This window comes from Streptomyces niphimycinicus, from assembly GCF_018883605.1.
Lineage (GTDB): Bacteria > Actinomycetota > Actinomycetes > Streptomycetales > Streptomycetaceae > Streptomyces > Streptomyces niphimycinicus.
The window spans coordinates 1-16,305 of sequence record NZ_JAHLEM010000092.1 but is presented as its reverse complement, the minus strand read 5'-3'; the positions used below and the strand labels follow the sequence as shown (position 1 = coordinate 16,305).

At 72.0% G+C, this 16,305-nt stretch carries 12 protein-coding genes; 4 read left to right on the top strand and 8 right to left on the bottom strand.

Annotation, left to right across the window (positions count from 1 at the left end):
* The first annotated feature begins 29 nt into the window (after positions 1-29).
* Positions 30-1,556, top strand: coding sequence for an LCP family protein (locus KN815_RS10885; protein WP_216341573.1), 1,527 nt, complete (start codon positions 30-32; stop codon positions 1,554-1,556).
* Positions 1,557-1,673: 117 nt separating this feature from the next.
* Positions 1,674-1,940 (top strand): GlsB/YeaQ/YmgE family stress response membrane protein, encoded by a 267-nt coding sequence (locus KN815_RS10880; protein ID WP_211127266.1) that lies wholly within the window; start codon positions 1,674-1,676, stop codon positions 1,938-1,940.
* 18 nt (positions 1,941-1,958) lie between these two features.
* Here the strand turns inward: KN815_RS10880 and KN815_RS10875 are convergent, their stop codons facing one another.
* The gene (locus KN815_RS10875; protein ID WP_216341572.1) at positions 1,959-2,771 is read right to left on the bottom strand and encodes a helix-turn-helix transcriptional regulator; all 813 of its coding nucleotides are present in this window, start codon (positions 2,769-2,771) and stop codon (positions 1,959-1,961) included.
* A 71-nt stretch (positions 2,772-2,842) separates the two neighbouring features.
* Here KN815_RS10875 and KN815_RS10870 point away from each other — a divergent pair, with 71 nt between their 5' ends.
* The gene (locus tag KN815_RS10870; protein WP_216341571.1) at positions 2,843-3,559 is read left to right on the top strand and encodes an SDR family oxidoreductase; all 717 of its coding nucleotides are present in this window, start codon (positions 2,843-2,845) and stop codon (positions 3,557-3,559) included.
* Between the two features lie 99 nt (positions 3,560-3,658).
* On the opposite strand, the gene KN815_RS10865 is transcribed toward KN815_RS10870, so the two are convergent.
* From KN815_RS10865 to KN815_RS10855, 3 genes are all read right to left on the bottom strand, one after another.
* Entirely contained in the window at positions 3,659-5,311 is a 1,653-nt protein-coding gene (locus KN815_RS10865) for an MDR family MFS transporter (protein ID WP_253208893.1), read from the bottom strand.
* A gap of 113 nt (positions 5,312-5,424) precedes the next feature.
* Positions 5,425-6,639 carry a glycosyltransferase gene (locus tag KN815_RS10860; RefSeq protein WP_216341570.1) on the bottom strand — a complete coding sequence of 405 codons (1,215 nt, stop codon included), beginning with the start codon at positions 6,637-6,639 and terminating at the stop codon, positions 5,425-5,427.
* An 86-nt stretch (positions 6,640-6,725) separates the two neighbouring features.
* Positions 6,726-8,039 carry a UDP-glucose dehydrogenase family protein gene (locus tag KN815_RS10855; protein ID WP_253208892.1) on the bottom strand — a complete coding sequence of 438 codons (1,314 nt, stop codon included), beginning with the start codon at positions 8,037-8,039 and terminating at the stop codon, positions 6,726-6,728.
* 231 nt (positions 8,040-8,270) lie between these two features.
* Between KN815_RS10855 and KN815_RS10850 the strand changes: the two genes are divergently transcribed.
* Entirely contained in the window at positions 8,271-8,933 is a 663-nt protein-coding gene (locus KN815_RS10850; protein ID WP_216341569.1) for a TetR/AcrR family transcriptional regulator, read from the top strand.
* Positions 8,934-9,014: 81 nt separating this feature from the next.
* On the opposite strand, the gene KN815_RS10845 is transcribed toward KN815_RS10850, so the two are convergent.
* The 4 genes from KN815_RS10845 to KN815_RS10830 form a co-directional block, all read right to left on the bottom strand.
* Positions 9,015-9,887: a peptidoglycan-binding protein gene (locus KN815_RS10845; RefSeq protein ID WP_216341568.1), complete on the bottom strand. Its 873-nt coding sequence runs from the start codon at positions 9,885-9,887 to the stop codon at positions 9,015-9,017.
* Between the two features lie 76 nt (positions 9,888-9,963).
* Entirely contained in the window at positions 9,964-11,499 is a 1,536-nt protein-coding gene (locus tag KN815_RS10840; RefSeq protein WP_216341567.1) for a DUF6519 domain-containing protein, read from the bottom strand.
* 87 nt (positions 11,500-11,586) lie between these two features.
* A complete protein-coding gene (locus KN815_RS10835; protein ID WP_216341566.1) occupies positions 11,587-13,788 on the bottom strand; it encodes a hypothetical protein in 2,202 nt (733 codons plus the stop codon).
* Positions 13,785-16,305, bottom strand: a 2,521-nt coding sequence (locus KN815_RS10830; protein WP_216341565.1) for a putative baseplate assembly protein, incomplete at its 5' end; no start/stop codon positions are given. The genes KN815_RS10835 and KN815_RS10830, both read right to left, overlap by 4 nt.

The following is a 16,305-nucleotide window of genomic DNA, read 5'->3' as shown; positions in this document are numbered from 1 at the left end:
TTCGAACAGCCGCCGGACGAAGGACGCGCATGACAGGCAGAGTCGGGGAGACGACGGGGAGCCCTGGCACGGGGTCGGCCGACGCGGACGGGCAGCGCAAGGGGCGCCGCCCGCTGCGGATCGCTCTGCTGATCGTGGTGTCGTTCCTGGTGCTGCTCGGTGGCGGGGTGGGCTGGATCTACTTCAAGCTGAACGGCAATATCACCACCTTCGGGGCGGACGGCCTCTCGGACAATCGGCCCGAGGGCAACGCCGCCGGTCAGAACCTGCTGGTCATCGGATCGGACACCCGGTCGGGCGACAACAGCAAGCTGGGCGGCGGCACCGGGGACGTGGGCCGTTCGGACACCGCCCTCCTGCTGCATGTCTACTCCGATGGCAAGCACGCGGTCGGGGTGTCGATCCCCCGCGACACCCTGGTCGACATCCCGCCGTGCCGGCTGCCCGACGGCAAGTGGACCAGGACGCAGCGGAACACCATGTTCAACTCGGCGTTCTCGGTGGGCGAGACGGCACAGGGCAACCCGGCCTGCACCCAGAACACCGTCGAGAAGCTGACCGGGCTGCGCATGGACCACACCGTCGTCATCGACTTCGAGGGCTTCGCGCGGATGACCTCGGCGGTCGGCGGGGTGCAGGTGTGCGTACCCCAGAACGTCTATCAACGCGATCTGAGCCCCAACCGGAGCACCCGCGGCAAGCGCATCTTCAGCAAGGGGGTGCAGACGGTATCCGGGCAGAAGGCGCTGGACTACGTCCGCATCCGCCACGGCATCGGTGACGGTTCCGACATCGGGCGCATACAGCGGCAGCAGGCGTTCATCTCCGGTCTGCTCAAGAAGGTGAAGGGCCAGGGCTTCGACCCGACCACGCTGTATCCGCTGGCGGACGCGGCCACCAAGTCCATGACCGTGGACCCGGGGCTCGGGTCGGCCAAGAAGCTGATGTCCTTCGCCATGTCGCTGAAGGACATCGATCTGCACAACACCAAGTTCCTCACCATCCCCTGGCGCTACCAGGGCGAACGAGTGGCCGTGGTCCAGCCCGACGCCGATGCGCTGTGGGCCGACATCAGGGCCGACCGCACCATCGACGGGAAGGCGGCCGGTGGGAGGAAGGACGGGCGTCGGGCCCCCGCCACCCCGAGCGGCACCCCGAGCGCCACGTCCACCGTGGCGGGCGAGAGCATCAGCGTCACCGTGTACAACGGCACCACCACCCCCGGGCTCGCCGCACGTGCCGCGCACACCCTCACCACACATGGCTTCACCGTGGCCGGCGCCACGAACGCCGGCAGCCAGGACCACGCCACCACGGTGATCGGCTACGGCCCCGGCGAGCGGGACGAGGCCAAGACCGTGGCCCAGCTCTTCCCCGGCGCCGGACTGCGGCCCGCCACCACCCCGGGCATCAGTCTCACCCTGGGGCAGACGTATCTCACCGCGCCCTCGCCCGGCGCCTCCACACCCGCCACGCCCTCCACGCTGCCCTCGAAGGTGGCCGAGGACGCCCGCTCCGCCGACGACGACCCCTGTTCCCATCTGTCCTATGGCTGACCAGCGTTCTTCACGCGCTGTTCAGGCATGGCGCCCGCTCCCCTGGGCATCCGCAGATCAAGCCGCTCACCCCGGCACGGCACAACCGCACCAGAGCACAACGAAGGGGACGACAACGTGGGTATCGTGAGCTGGATCATCCTCGGCCTGCTGGCCGGAGTCATCGCCAAGATTCTTCTCCCCGGGCGTGACCCGGGCGGGCTGGTCGGCACCACGATCATCGGCATAGCGGGGGCCTTCGTGGGCGGCTGGATCTCCGCGCAGTTCTTCGACCGGGAGGTCCAGAAGGAGTTCTTCGACCCCGCCACCTGGGGCGCGGCGATCGGCGGCGCGTTCGTTCTCCTCGTTCTGTACCGTCTGCTGTTCGGCAATTCACGGAACTGACGGCGCGCAGGCCACGCCTCAGAACGCCGCCGCGCCCGCGAGCCGGCGGATCGTACGGGCGGAGGGCGACCCGGGGTCGGCCGTGATCAGGACCACCTCCTGGTCGTCCTCGGGTACCAGCAGGACGTCGCAGTTCAGTTTGAGCGTTCCGGCCGTGGGGTGGTCGATGGTCTTGGTCCGGTGGCCGGGCGCATGGACCGGACGCTCGTCCCAGATCTGCCGGAACTCCTCGCTGCCGGTGCGCAGTTCGCCCAGCAGCGTGGTGAGCGCCGTGTCATGGGGGTAGCGGTCGGCGGCCCGGCGCAGCCGTGCGACCACGATGCGGCCGAACTCCTCGGCGCTGGAGCTTTCGTACGCGTGGCCCCGGTCCAGGAAACGGCGGCGGGCGAGGTTGCTGTGCCGGCCGAGGTCGTCGCCGAGCAGGGCCTGCGCCAGCGGGTTCCACGCGACCACGTCGTAGGCCGCGTCGGTGACGATCGCCCCGGTGTCGGGCAGCCGCCGCAGCATCTGGACGATATGCGGGCGGACCCGCCGCACCGCCCGCACGCCCGGGGGCGCGCTCGTCCCCGCGAGCCGGAACAGATGGCTGCGCTCGGCGGGCGTAAGCCGCAGCGCCCCCGCCAGCCCGTCCAGGATGCGCGGCGAGGGCCTCGGGCCCCGGGCCTGTTCCAGGCGGGTGTAGTAGTCGACCGACATATGGGCCAGCTCCGCCACCTCCTCCCGCCGCAGACCCGGCGTACGGCGGTGGGGATCGGCGGGCAGACCGATGTCCTGGGGGCGCAGCCCCTCGCGGCGGTCCCGCAGGAAGCGGGCCAGTTCGTGCCTCGCCATGCTGCCTCCTTCGGCTGCCTGGTACAGGTTGTCCCTGGCAGGGTGGCCGTGGCCGGGGAACCCTTGATGTCATGAACAATCGCACAGCACTGGTCACCGGTGCCAACAAGGGCATCGGCAAGCACATCGCACATCAGCTCGCCGCCGAGGGGCTCACCGTGTATGTGGGCTCGCGCGACGCCGAGCGGGGGCGCCGGGCCGTCGAGGAGATCGGCGGCGGCGCCCGGCTGATGGTGCTCGACGTGACCGACCCGGAAAGCATCGCCACGGCCGCCGCGCAACTGGACCGGCTGGACATCCTGGTCAACAACGCGGGCATCATGGTGGACGGCGCCACGGCGCCCGACGCGGATCTCGATGGCTTCCGCCGGACGTATGAGACCAACGTCTTCGGTGTTCTCGCCGTCACCAACGCCTTTCTTCCGGCCCTGCGCCGCTCGCCCGCGCCCCGGATCGTGAATGTCTCCAGCGGCACCGGTTCGCTGACCTGGAGCGCGGACCCGGAGCATCAGTTCGTCTTCTCCGCCGGATCGGGCGCGGCCTATCGCTCCTCCAAGACGGCCCTGAACGCCCTGACCCTCTACACCGCACAGGCCCTGGCGTCCGAGGGCTTCAAGGTCAACGCACTGGCTCCCGGGCTGCGCAAGACCGATCTGAACTCCCGGGCCGCCGAGAGCGACGGGGATCCGGCCGAGGCCGCGGCGGGCGCGGTCCGGCTCGCCCTTCTGCCGGACACCGGGCCCACCGGTGGGTTCTTCTCCTGGGACGGCACTCCGGCGCCCTGGTAGGCCCCGGGTTTCCTACGGGCCGTGCGGTGGCGCCCCGGGCGCCCCCCCTGTCCGTCCCCGCTCGTCGCCTCGGTGTCCGCCCGCTCTCCGCCGACCGGGTCAGTCGGCGGAGAGCTGGGTGTTCGGCACCCGCCAGGCGGCGATCACGAGGGCGATCAGGCCCACCGCGGCCCCGGTGAGGAACACCACGCGCAGGGCACTGACATAGCCCTCCAGGAACGGCTGCGCCACGCCCGGATCGAGGTGGCGGAGGAAGGCCGAGTCCTCCAGGTTCACTCCACCGTCGGGCCGCAGGACGCCCTTCAGCGCCTCCGCGTTCCCCGGTTCATCGGCCATCCGGCGGAACGACGCGTCCTCGGAGGCCACCGCGAGGCGCTCGCTGATCCGCGAACCGGCCAGGGAGAAGAGGATGGACAGGAAGGCGGCGGCGCCCACCGTGCCGCCGTTGGAGCGGAAGAAGTTCACCGACGCGGTGGCCGCTCCCATGTCCCGCCCGGGCACCTCGGACTGGGCGAGTGTGGTGATCGTCTGCATCGCCGCGCCCAGCCCGGCCCCCATGAACACCATGCCGATGGCGACGTACCACAGCGGGCTGTCGTCCCTCAGCGTGGCGAACACCAGCATGGCGACGGTGAGGGAGCCGACGCCCGCCACCAGATGCACCTTGAACCGGCCGGTCCGTGACATCAGCCGGCCCACCACCAGGGTCACGGTCACATTCGCCACCATGGTGGGCAGCGTGGCCAGGCCCGCCTTCATCGGACTCATGCCCTTGGCGAGCTGGAGATACAGCGGCAGCGTCGTCATGGCGCCGAACATGGTGATGCCCACCGTGAAGTGCAGCACGGTGCCCAGCCGGAACGCGCGGATGCGGAACAGTTTGACCGGCAGCAGCGCGGCGTCCGCCATCCGCCGCTCCAGCAGCACGAACGAGACCAGCCCGACCACTCCCACCGCGTACATCACCAGCGCCCGGGGCGAGCCCCAGCCCCAGCTCCGCCCCTGTTCGGCGACGATGAGCAGGGGCACGATCCCGAGCGCCAGCGTCAGCGCCCCGCCATAGTCGAGGCGGTGCCGTACGGGCTGGTGGGGCACGTGCAGCACCCGCAGGATCACCACGATGGCGAGGGCCGCCAGCGGGATGTTGACCAGGAAGATCCAGCGCCAGCCGTCCAGCCCCACCAGCGTGGCGCGCCCGGCGAACACCCCGCCCACCAGGGGGCCGACGACACTGGAACCGGCGAAGACCGCCGTGATGTAGCCCTGGTAGCGGCCGCGCTCCCGTGGCGAGGTGATGTCGGCGATGATCGTCATGGCCAGGGACATCAGTCCGCCACCGCCGAGGCCCTGGACCGCCCGGAAGGCCGCGAGCTGGTGGATGGACGTGGCGAATCCGCACAGCAGCGACCCGAAGGTGAACAGCACGATGGCGGTCAGATAGACCGGCCGGCGGCCGTAGATGTCGGAGAGCTTCCCGTACAGCGGGGTGACGATGGTGCCGGTGACGAGATAGGCGGTGGTCACCCACGCCTGGGCGGTGAGGCCGTGCAGATCGTCGGCGATGGTGCGCAGCGCCGAGGAGACCACGGTCTGGTCGAGCGCGGCGAGGAACATGCCGAGCATCAGCCCGGACAGCACGGTGACGACCTGGCGGTGGGACAGCCGGGCGGGGCTCTGGGGCTCGGCGGGCTCGATGGGCTCGGTGGGCTCGGTGGGCTCGATGGGCTCGGTGGTGGTGGATGAGGACGACATACGTACCTGCGAACCTTCTCTGCCGCGCGTGGGGAGCCAGGGAAAGCCGGGGCCTCGAAGCCCGGAGCGGGGCCCGGAGCCCGGGCGCACGGCCCGGGCTCCGGAAGCCGGTGTTATCCGGCGATCTTCTCCAGGTCGGCGACGGCACTGTCGATCTCCGGCAGCGCCAGCATCTCCAGCCGCGCCCGGCGGGCCACGGCGCGGCAGTCGTCGTCTGCCAGCAGCTCACGGCAGACGGTGGTGATGCCGTCCGGCGTGGGGTCGGTGATGTGCCGGCCGAGGCCGAGTTCCTCGACCCGCTGTGCGTTGCCGGGCTGATCGCCGAACTGCGGCAGCACCGCCATCGGTGTCGCGGTGCGCATCGATTCGCGGATGCTGTTGAAGCCGCCGTGGGTGAGGAAGAGATCCACGGATTCCAGCAGCAGGGGCTGTGGCAGCCGCTCGGTGATGTGCACATGCGGCGGCACCCCGTCGGTGTCCACGGGGATACCGGAGGTGGCGAGGACGACGGTGCACTCCTCCAGCTTCGACAGCCCCTGGATCATGGCGCGCAGCGTGTCCACCGGATCCGGCACCGGCATGGGCGACGCGGGGACTTCCGCCTCCTTGTTGCCGTGGAACATGGGGATCGCGGTGCCGATGGCGGCGAACACCAGGGGCCGGTCGGTGGGCAGTTCGGCGACCCAGCGCGGCAGCGCGGCGCCACGGTCCACGTCCACCGTCTGCCGGTAGGACCAGGAGGCCGGCAGATGCCGGGCGAAGGAGAAGGCGGGCGGTACGTAGTCGACGCGCCCGTGCGGGATGAGCGACAGCGGGTCCTCGACGGTGGACAGCCCCTGCCGCTTCCGCAGGGTGTTGAGGCCCGGCAGGATTCCGGCCGGGTCGAAGGTGTTGGAGGCCCCGGAGGGGGTGGAGAGCTGCGGTATGGCGAGCGCTTCGGCGATGACGCACGAGGCGAGGTCCATGCCGTCGCGCAGGATGAGGTCGGGGCGGAAGTCGTGTGCCACGGGGAGCAGGGTGTCCAGCAGCATCGTGGCCGTCGGGCCGGAGAGGGCCTTGGTCATGAGGCGCAGTATGCGCGCCTGCGGCTCCTCGCCGGCCATCTCCGGCGGAGCGCCCTGGGCGTTCTCCTCGGCCAGGACGGTGCCGAGGTAGGCGGACGGGCTGAAGTCGCCGATGACGCTGGTCACCCGCACCTCCTCCCGTTCGAAGACGAAGGCGAGGGCCGGGGTGGTGACGACCAGCACCTCATGGCCGGCGGCCGCGAGGGACCGGGCCAGGGGAAGCTGGGCCCGGCCGTGGGAGGGGCTGCCGAGCGTGGTGAACATGACCCGCAACGCAGGGGCCTTTCTGTGGGAAGGGTCTCGTACGGCGAGAGGGGGGGTGGTGGGGCGAGAGGGGGCTGGTGGGGCGGTCAGCTCGCCATCGCGGGCGTGCGGCCGATGCCCTCGCAGGTGAGCCCGGCGCGGCGGAGCCGCTCCGGGTCGAGCAGATTGCGGAAGTCGTAGACGTGCGGGGATCCGAGCAGTCCGGCGATGTGCTCCCAGTCGAGGTCGCGGAACTCCGGCCACTCGGTGAGGACGAGACAGGCGCGCGCTCCCCTCAGGGCCGCTTCGGGGGTGTCGGCGAGGGTGAGCAGATCGCTGAGGTCGGGGCGGGTTTCGGTCAGGGCGGGGTCGTAGGCGTGGAGTTCGGCGCCCCGCTCCTTGAGCAGCCGGGCGATGGCCAGGGCCGGTGAGTCGCGCAGGTCGGAGGTGCCCGCCTTGAAGGCCAGGCCCAGCACGGCCAGTCGTACGCCGTGCAGCGAGCCGTCGCCCGGTGTGCACCCGGCCACCACGCGCTCGACGAGCCGCCGCTGGTGCTCGACGTTGGTCTCGATGGTGGCGCCCAGCAGCGGGAAGTCCACGCCCGACTCCTGGCAGATCGTCAGCAGGGCGTGGGTGTCCTTGGGCAGGCAGGAGCCGCCCCAGCCGGGACCCGGCCTGAGGAACGCCGAGCCGATGCGCGGGTCGTGGCCGATGCCCGCGAGCACATGGTCCACATCGGCGCCGAAGTGCTCGCACAGCGTGGCGAGGTTGTTGGCGAAGGAGAGCTTCATGGCCAGGAAGAAGTTGGCGGCGTACTTGGCGAGTTCGGCGCCCGCGGCGTCGGTGAGCACCAGCGGGGCATCCAGTCCGGCGTACAGACCGGCCACCCGCCGTGCCGCGTCCTGGTCCGCGGCGCCGACCACGATGCGGTCGGGGTGGAGGAAGTCGCGCACCGCGTAACCTTCCCGGAGGAACTCCGGGTTGCTCACCACGGCCACGTCCGGACGGTCCAGCAGCGCGGCGACGCGCTCGGCGGTGCCGACGGGCACGGTGGACTTGTTGACCACCACGCTGCCGTGCGGCAGTTCGTCACGGATCTGGTCCGCCACGGCCTCGACGGCGGCCAGGTCGGCGGCGCCGCCGACGCCCATCGGGGTCGGCAGGCACAGGAACACCACATCGGCGTCGGCGACCGCGGCCCGGGTGTCCGGGACGAACTCCAGCCGACCCAAGTCCAGTCCCTCGCGGACGAGTTCGGGCAGGCGGGGCTCGAGGATGTCGACCTCGCCCCGCCGGAGCCGCTCCACCTTGTGGCGGTCGGTGTCCGCGCACACCACTCGATGGCCGAGAGTGGCCAGACAGGCGCCGGTGGTCAGTCCGACGTATCCGGTGCCCACCACGGCCACGCGTCGTATCTGCACAGGGGTTCACCACTTCTGCTGGGGGTCAGATGCGGGCACGTGGCAGGGACCGGCCCGGCGGCCACCCGGCTGGGAGACGAGTATGCCGGGCATCCTCGTCCGGCGGGACCGCGCGAGCCGGCGACCAAAGTCACCACGCGTTGACAAAACATAACGCGTTGACCCCGATCTTGGTCAACAATCGATGACAACGGTGGATGACTTCTGGACATGCGAGGCTGAATCGACAGCATGTACGACACGGTCCAGGCGGAGGTACGACAGGTGAATCGGGCAAGCGACCCGCGAGGGTGCGACGATCTCCCCCCGCGGACCCGCAGATATGACGCGGCGGGCACGCGCAGCGCACTGCTGGGGGCCGCCGCGCTGCGTTTCGCCAGGTACGGCTACGACCGCAGCAGCGTGCGCGACATCGCCAAGGACGCGGGGGTGGACGCCGCCCTGGTCTACCGCTATTTCGGCTCAAAGGAGGCGCTGTTCGACGCCGTGTCGACCAGCACCGGGCTGTTCGAGCCGCTGTGCCATCTGCCGCTGGACGAGGTGTCGGCGTGGATCTGCGAAGTGGTCTCGATGGGGCCCACCGAGGAGGAGGCCCCGCATCCGCTGCTGACCAAGCTCCGCTCCTCCAGCCGGGAGGAGACCGTGGGGAGGCTGCGCGAGGAGGTCACCGAGGTGTTCTCGCAAGGATTCGCGCGGCGCCTGGAGGGCGAGGACGCCGAGCTGCGGGCCGAGTTGCTGGCCGCGTGGCTGATGGGCATCACCCTGCTGCGGCTGGCCATCCGCTCACCGGCGCTGGCCGCCACACCGGACGACACCCTGCTGCGCTTCCTGCGGGCCGGTATCGATCCGCTGCTGGACGCGGAATGCCCCGGGCGCGGAAGCGAGGACCGCTGACCCTCTGCTCGCTCCGCCCCGGGGCAGGGGAAACCTATGCCGCGGCTGGGGCTCTTCTGGCTGATCTCCGCCAGAAGGACCCTAGACGTTCGGCACGCGCAGCTTGTCCCAGCTCGTCTTGCCGGGGATGCCGTCCGCGTCATCGCCGGAGTAGCCCAGTTTGCGCTGCCAGGCCGCGTAGGACTTGCGGTCCGCCTCGGTCCACTCGGGGCTCGGGCCCTCCTCGTAGCGTCCGCAGCCCTCGGCCACCAGCCGCTTGCCCATCGCCGTGATGATCTTGCTGTCGCGGCCGGCGCGGAAGAAGTCGGTGCCCGGGAACGGCTCATAGGCCGCGGGCGGCTTGGGGGCCGGGCCGTCCGGCTTGGCGTCGAGCCGCCCCGCGATGCGGCCGCGCATGGAGTCCATCGTGAAACCACGCGGGTCGACCTTGCCCGGCTGCCACTCCAGATGGCCGATCACCGACCGCTGGGTCCAGCCATGGGCGCGGCAGATGGCCGCGGACACCTTCTCGATCGCCAGCTTCTGCGCCTCCGGCCAGGGGTCCTCGCCATCGCCGAGGTTGATGCACTCGAAGCCGTAGAAGTGGCGGTTGCCATCGGTGTCGGCCTCGTTGTCGGGGGGCAGCGTGGATTCGTCGACAACGGCTCTGAGCACGTCGCTGTCGCCCAGGCCCGCGTGGTTGGCGCGGCCGTGGCCGACCATATGGACCGCGCCTGCCTTGTCGATGACGCCGTGGCACAGCGGCCCCGGCAGCGCGGAGTGTCCGTCGTAGCACAGCGCCACGGAGGAGTCCGTGCCCTTGGTGACGGTGTGATGGATCATCACCCCGTTGACCGGGCCCCAGGGGCCCTTGGAGTTGCGGTTGTGAGTGCGCCAGTCGCGGTACTCATGAACTTCCAGTCCCTCGTCGCGAAGCGCCTTGAGCAGACGGTCGGCGGTGAGCGGCGTGGCCATGGATATGCTCCTCAGGGATTCGGCATGGTGATGTACGGATGCCACGGTCACGGAACTCAATCGGCTCCGGACGGGCCTACGCTTCGCGCTCGGCGTCCTCCCCGGCCCTGGTCTCCGCCGCCGCCTCGGCCTCCGCCGCGAGCGCCCGCGCGTCAGCGGCCGGGGCAGGCGTGGCCAGCGGCCCGAACACCATCCGCAGATCCAGCTCCGCCTGCTCGGCCGTCACCCACGCCAGCGGCGCGTAGTGCACCTGGATCCCGGCCGGGGCCCGGAGCAGCGGGGTGCGGGCCGCGTTCACCGGCCACTCCACGGTGCCGGTGGCGGTGCGGGCCGGGATCAGCCAGTGGTCCCCGGAGCGGTAGGCGCCATCGGCGGCGAAGTACACCTCGACACCGTCCTCCAGCGGCAGCCAGCGGCCCTCCTCGACCTTGAGCGCACCGTGCCTGAGCCGCGCCGCCGCGCCCTTGCGCGGGCGCCGGGCGCTCTCCCGGTGGTCCCAGCGGCGCAGGAAGGGCCGCAGCTCGGGGCGGCGTCCGACGCCCGGCTCCGGCTCACCGGACAGCCGCACCCGCCGCCCCGGCAGGTCGACCTCCTCCACCCGCAGCAGCGGCAGCGGTTCACCCCGGCTGGTGTAGGCCGTGTCCACGAACTCCACCAGGTCCCCGACCCCCAGATCCAGCTTGTCGTCACCGCCCAGCGACGCCAACTCCACCCAGGTGCCGTCGAGTTCATCGACCGGGAAGACCACCGAGCCGTTCTCCCGGGACCATTTGAAGGTCGCCTCCTTCGCCGTACCGCCCTCGTGGATCTCCACCCGGTAGAGCTGGTTCTCCGGCCCCCGGTAGCGCGCGTCCGGCCGCACCAGGCAGGGGTCCTCATCCGCGTGTTCCGGCCGCTCGCCACGGGCCGCCAGCCGGGACCCGGGCGCCGACGCCTTCCGCGCCCACGCCTCGAACGCCTTGCCGACCTGGTCCTTGTTCGCCCCTTCCGGGTTCTCCAGCTCCAGGGCCGAGCCTTCCAGCGGCAGCACCTGCCAGACCAGCTTGACCCGCGCCGCGGTGTCCGGCATCGCCGAGCCGAGGGCCACCTCGCGCAGCGCCGGGTCCTCGGCCGCGGTGACCGACCGCTCCCACACCTTGAGGCAGACCAGGAACGGCCGCTGCTCCGGCAGCCGGTCGCCCGGCCGCTCCGGGTCCCGGTAGGCGTCGGGCTGGTCCCAGTAGGTCCAGGTGGCGGGCGGCTCGTCCGGCTCCGGCGCGTCGGCCTCGCCCTCCTTGCCGGTGGCCCCGTCCGTCGCCTCGTCGTCGACCGGCACACCGGGCAGCGGCCGGGTCGCGTCGCACAGGATGCCGTCGACGTAGTAGCGGCCGCCCTCGATGATCAGGTCGTCCAGATCGCGGCTGCCGCCCTTGAAGGTGATGTGGAAACCGGCGTCCGCGGCCGGGCCGCCGTGCTGCCCGATCAGGTCGGCGGCCAGCGTACGGGCCTGGTGGAGCTGGATCGCGGTCTGCTCGTTGGCGTCGGCGTCGAGCTGTACGCGGCCCTGCTGGGCGACGACGGCGGAGTAGCGCCGGTCGGGCCGGAAGGTGAGACGGGAGAGATCGGCGTGCATGGAAGGGGTCCCCCTCGGAAGGTTCGGAAGTCTGGCGGGCGCGGGCTCGGGCCCGGACGAGTGGGCCGGGGTCGGGGTGACGTCGGGTCAGGTCACGGCGATGACTCCCGCGTCCGTGCCCGCCGGGGCGTACTCCGCGAGCCGCGCCCGCAGGCTGTCCTCGCGCTGCGGCTGGTACAGGTCGTGGAAGGCGCCCATCTCGGCGCCGTCCTCGGCGCCCCGGCGGATCTCCTGCGCGCATCCGGCCGCCAACTGCCCGTACACCGGGGTGCCGTACCGCTCGCCGCTGAACAGCGGCCGCACTCGCCACGCCTCCTCGGCCCCCACCAGGTCCGGCTGGCAGCGGTAGCGGCGCGGGGTGCGCGAGCCCGGTGGCACATGGCTGAACCGCAGACATCCGACGCCGCGCCGGGCCACGTGCATCCGCCCGGTGAAGATGCTGTTCTCGCCGATCTGGACGGCGTGGGTGCGCACTTCGCCGATGACGGTGGTGCGGTGGGCGTGCAGTACGGCGTGGGCGTGGCGGCAGTCCGGGGCGGACAGCGCCGGGCGGTCATGTCCGGTGGCGTCCAGGATGGAGTCGCGGATGTGGATGGCGAGCGGGTCGGTGTGCACCTCCTCGCCGATGACCTCGATGGTGCCGAGGATGCTGCGCTCGATCTGGACGCATGCGGTGGTGCGCTCCAGGACCAGACTGGGTTCGTCGGGCGAGCGGGGTTCGCACTCCGGCTCCAGGGACCAGCCGGGGACGAGGGTGCAGTGGCGCAGCACGACGGTGCCGACCGGCCCGGTGACATTGAGGCCGCGCCCGGCGATCAGCAGCCCGTCCAGCACGATGCGCGGCGCCTGGCCACCGGTGTGCTCCGGTTCCTCCCGCGCCCGGATGTTGAGCGCGTCGGGGCGGTTGCTGTACCAGTCCAGCAGCCGGATCACCGGCCGGGTGCCCTCGGCGGCGCGCAGTTCGAGGCGGTCGCCCGGGTCCAGGTCGAAGTCGAGCTGCTCCTGGTAGGCGCCGCTGTGGGTGATCTCGATGATGCCCTCGGGGCCGCACCGCCCGCTCCGCCGGTCGTGCTGCCACTGCCGGTAGGCGTCCATGATCCGCTGATGGGCGCAGCCCGGCCCGACCCGGTAGACCTCCGCGGCCGGGGAGGTCTCGCGGTCGTCCCGCTCGTACTCCCCGCCGCCCATGTCGTCGGCGTACGCGTAGTGGTAGGTGACCCAGACGCCGTGGCGCGGCGCCGCGCGCGAGCCGAAGGCGATCCGGCCGCGCTCGGGGTCAATGACCACCTGGCCGCGCTTGGCCCGGTAGCGCCAGTCCGTCAGATCGGCCACCACGATGTCCGACGGCGGCACGGGCTCGTCGTGGCCGTCCCGCCAGACGGTGAAGCTCTTGCCCGGACCGTAATAGTCGAGAAGGTGGTCCGCGAGCTGCCGTCGGCGGATGTACGCGGGCACGTTGTCGATGGCGGCCGGGGGTCCCCCCGCCGAAGGCAGGGGGCGGGCGGCGGACGGCTCGGATTCGGGCCGGGTCACCAGCGGGGTGTCATTGCCGAGGATCGAGAAGGTGTAGAGGTTGCGGGCCCGGTCGATGCAGTACGCGGGCGCCTTGGTCACGCGGTAGGGCTTCAGCCGCCAGACGAACAGCCCGACCCCGGCCGGGGTGTGGCCGCCCTGCCTGCGGCGGGAGCCCGCGCGCCGTACGTCCACCGAGCGCGCCACCGTCCCGAACGGCCCGCCCGCCAGGTCGAGCGCCGCCCCGTCGCGCAGATCGGCGAGCCGGCCCCGGGAGAGCCTGCGCAGGTCCGCCGCCGCGCCGCCCGTCCCGCCGTACAGCTTGACCGGCTGCTGGTGTGCGGTGAGCCGGGAGAACTCCACGGCGCGGGCGGGCCATCCGGCCACCGACGCGGACAGCTCCTCCAGCAGCGCGAGCGTGCCCTTGCGCCGCCGGTTGGCCACGGTGGCGGCGACATCGCGGCGCGGCGCCAGTGCCTCGGCCAGCCGCGCCCGGGACGCGTCCGGCGGCCCGCCGTCGCGCAGTCCGGTGGCCAGGACCCGTTCGTAGCCGGGCAGCGGGCGGTAGCCCACCAGATCGCCGAGGTAGGGCAGCACCCATGCGGTGGCGGTCTCCACGAACCAGTCGTCATAACTCCGCTCGGCCCCGTCGCGTACCCGATCGACCTGCTCGGCGATCACGGCGAGCAGGGCGCGCAGGGGCTCGCCCGCCTCGGCGTCCCTGAGGCGATGCCACTGCGGCAGCAGCTCGGCGAGCCCGTCCGGCTCCCTGCTCATGAGGTGACCTCCGTAAGGATCAGCGTGTCCGGGACATCGGGTGACAGCAGCGCGAGCCGCGCCGGGCGGATGCCACGGAAGACGGACACCGAGCGGCCCTTGGCGAGCCGGCGGGTGTCGGTGATGTCGGGGTTGAGGCGCAGCAGTTCGGCGAGCGGGATGCCGTGGTGTGCGGCGATGTCCGTGAGCGTCTCGCCATCGGTGGCGGTGACCCGGTAGGTGTCCTCCGCGTACTCGGCGGGCCGGGCGGGGACCACGGCGCTGGGCTCGGTGAGCCGGCCTGCCAGGTCGGCCAGCTCCTGCGGGGTGCTGGAGGCCGGGACACCGGTGAAGGCGTCCACGTCCACATAGTCCACACCGGGCACCGACTGGGCGGTGGCCAGAACCTCGGAGAGCACGGCGGGCTGTCCCAACTCGCGGCCGGGATAGCCCAGTTGCCGCAGCAGGGCCTGACGCAGCCGGGGTTCGACCAGCTCCCAGGAGTGGTCCGGCGCCACCTTCACCCGCGCCACCAGCACCAGCAGCACCAGCTCGCGCACATCCACCCGGACCGGCAGCCGGGTGTCCCCGTAGGCGGCCAGCGAGGTGCGCAGGGCGCGCAGCACCTCCGCGTCCTCGCCGATCGGCGCGTCGTCCACCCCGGCCACGGTGACATGCAGCACCTTGCGCCGCCCGTCGAACAGGTCGCGGGCCAGGGCCCGGCCGATGCCCGCGCGGGATCGGGCGAAGTCCTCGTAGTCCTGGAGGGAGACCAGCCGGTCGAGCGCGGAGACCGCGAGCGGGATGGTGCGCCGGGTCATCCCCGGGCCGTCGCCGTCCGCGCCACCGGTGGCGGGCTGCGGGTTGGTGACGGCGGTGACGCCCAGCGGCCGGGTCAGGGCCTGGGTGACGCGGTCCGCGGGAACGTTGGCGGCCTTGCCGGTGCCGAAGCGGTAGCGGGCCCGTACGTTCTCGTGGCCGCTGGGCAGGCGGGCGCCGTGCACCCCGTCGCCGAAGGTCACCGTGGTCCGCCCGTCGCCGGTGGTCCCGGTGACGTAGACGCGCTCGTACGGGCCACGGCCGGCGAGGCTGTCCACCCGGTGCCACAGCAGCCCGTCGACGCGTATGTCGAGGGCGGGGGTGGCACCTAGGGGGTTGTCCGCGGGGAGCCAGGTCAGTGGCGACTGCCACAGTGCGAAGGTCTGGTTGGCCAGGGCGGGGTCGCCGCTGCCGATGGGCTCGTCACGGCTCTCGCCGTGGGTGGCGGGCACCACATTGCCCTGGACTCGGACCGTCTCCCGGCGGTAGCGGTAGGCCAGATCGGCGGTGAGGGTGAGGGTGGTGTGGACGTGGTCGCCGGGCAGTTCGGGGTCGACACGCTGGTCCACCGCGGCGATCACCGCCAGCTCCGTACCCCGGACCGGCGTCGGACCGCCCGGCCCGGCCGGGCCCGGGATGTCGGCGCGCTCACCGGAGACGACGATCCGGCGGCCCGGCCGCAGCCCGTCGTACAGCTCGGCCAGCTCGATCTCGTTGCCGTGCACGTCCTCGCCCAGCGGCTCGTCCGCCGGGCGCAGCGGCTCACCGCCCGCGTGCACGGTGGTGTCGCGGATCGCCGAGAGCAGCACATCGTGTTCGTCGAGCCACGGGTCGGCGAGCGTGAGCTGGGTGCCGCGGCCGGTGATGCCGTAGTTGGTGTACGCGGCGGTGCGCACGGCGACGACACGGGTGGTCACGGAGGCGAGGTTCTTGTCGCCCGGGATGCCGTCCGGCTCGCCGGAGCCCTTGCGGGGTCGCTCGATGGCCACCCAGCTTCCGACGGTGACGGAATCCTGGACCGAATCCAGCGGCAGCACATAGCGGTTGGCGGGCTCCGGCACGGTGGCGATCCCGATCTCGACGGCCGGGGGCTCGCTGCCGGGGGTGAACCGCAGCGTCAGTTCGTAGCTCCCGTAGGTGATCTGCTTCGGGGGTTCGCCACGGCTCAGCATCCACTGCTGGGTCTCCCCGTTGTCCACGACCACGTGCACCCGGCCGTCCTCGGCGGGCCGGGACACGAACAGGGTGAGCGGGGGCAGTCCGGGCAGCAGGGTGGCGGTGACACCGGGCTCCTGCGAGTCGGTGGGACGGCTCCTGAGCCAGCCCAGGTCGTGGTCCTGGCCGAGGCGGGTGGAGAGTTGGACCTTTCCGGGGCCGAGGTCGAACTCGGCGCTCTGCGGCAGGTTCTCGGTGCGCTGCCACGACGTCCCGGTCTCGATGTGCTGGAACTCCGCCTTCACCGGCACCTTGCCCGCCGTGTCGTACACGATCCGTACGGCGGTCAGCTCACCGCCGGTCAGCGGCCAGTCGGTCTGCCGGATGACCCGGCCCCGGTCGTCCTGCACCGGCTTGAGCGGCGCCATCGCCCCGAAGGGCGCGGCCGTCACCCGCATCGCCAGCAGCTCGCGCAGCAGCGGGAGGGTCCCCGGCGGGGCGGTGGCGGCCGGGGCGGCCCGCCGCCACGCCGCGTACATCCCGCTCGCCACCCTCGGGTCGAGG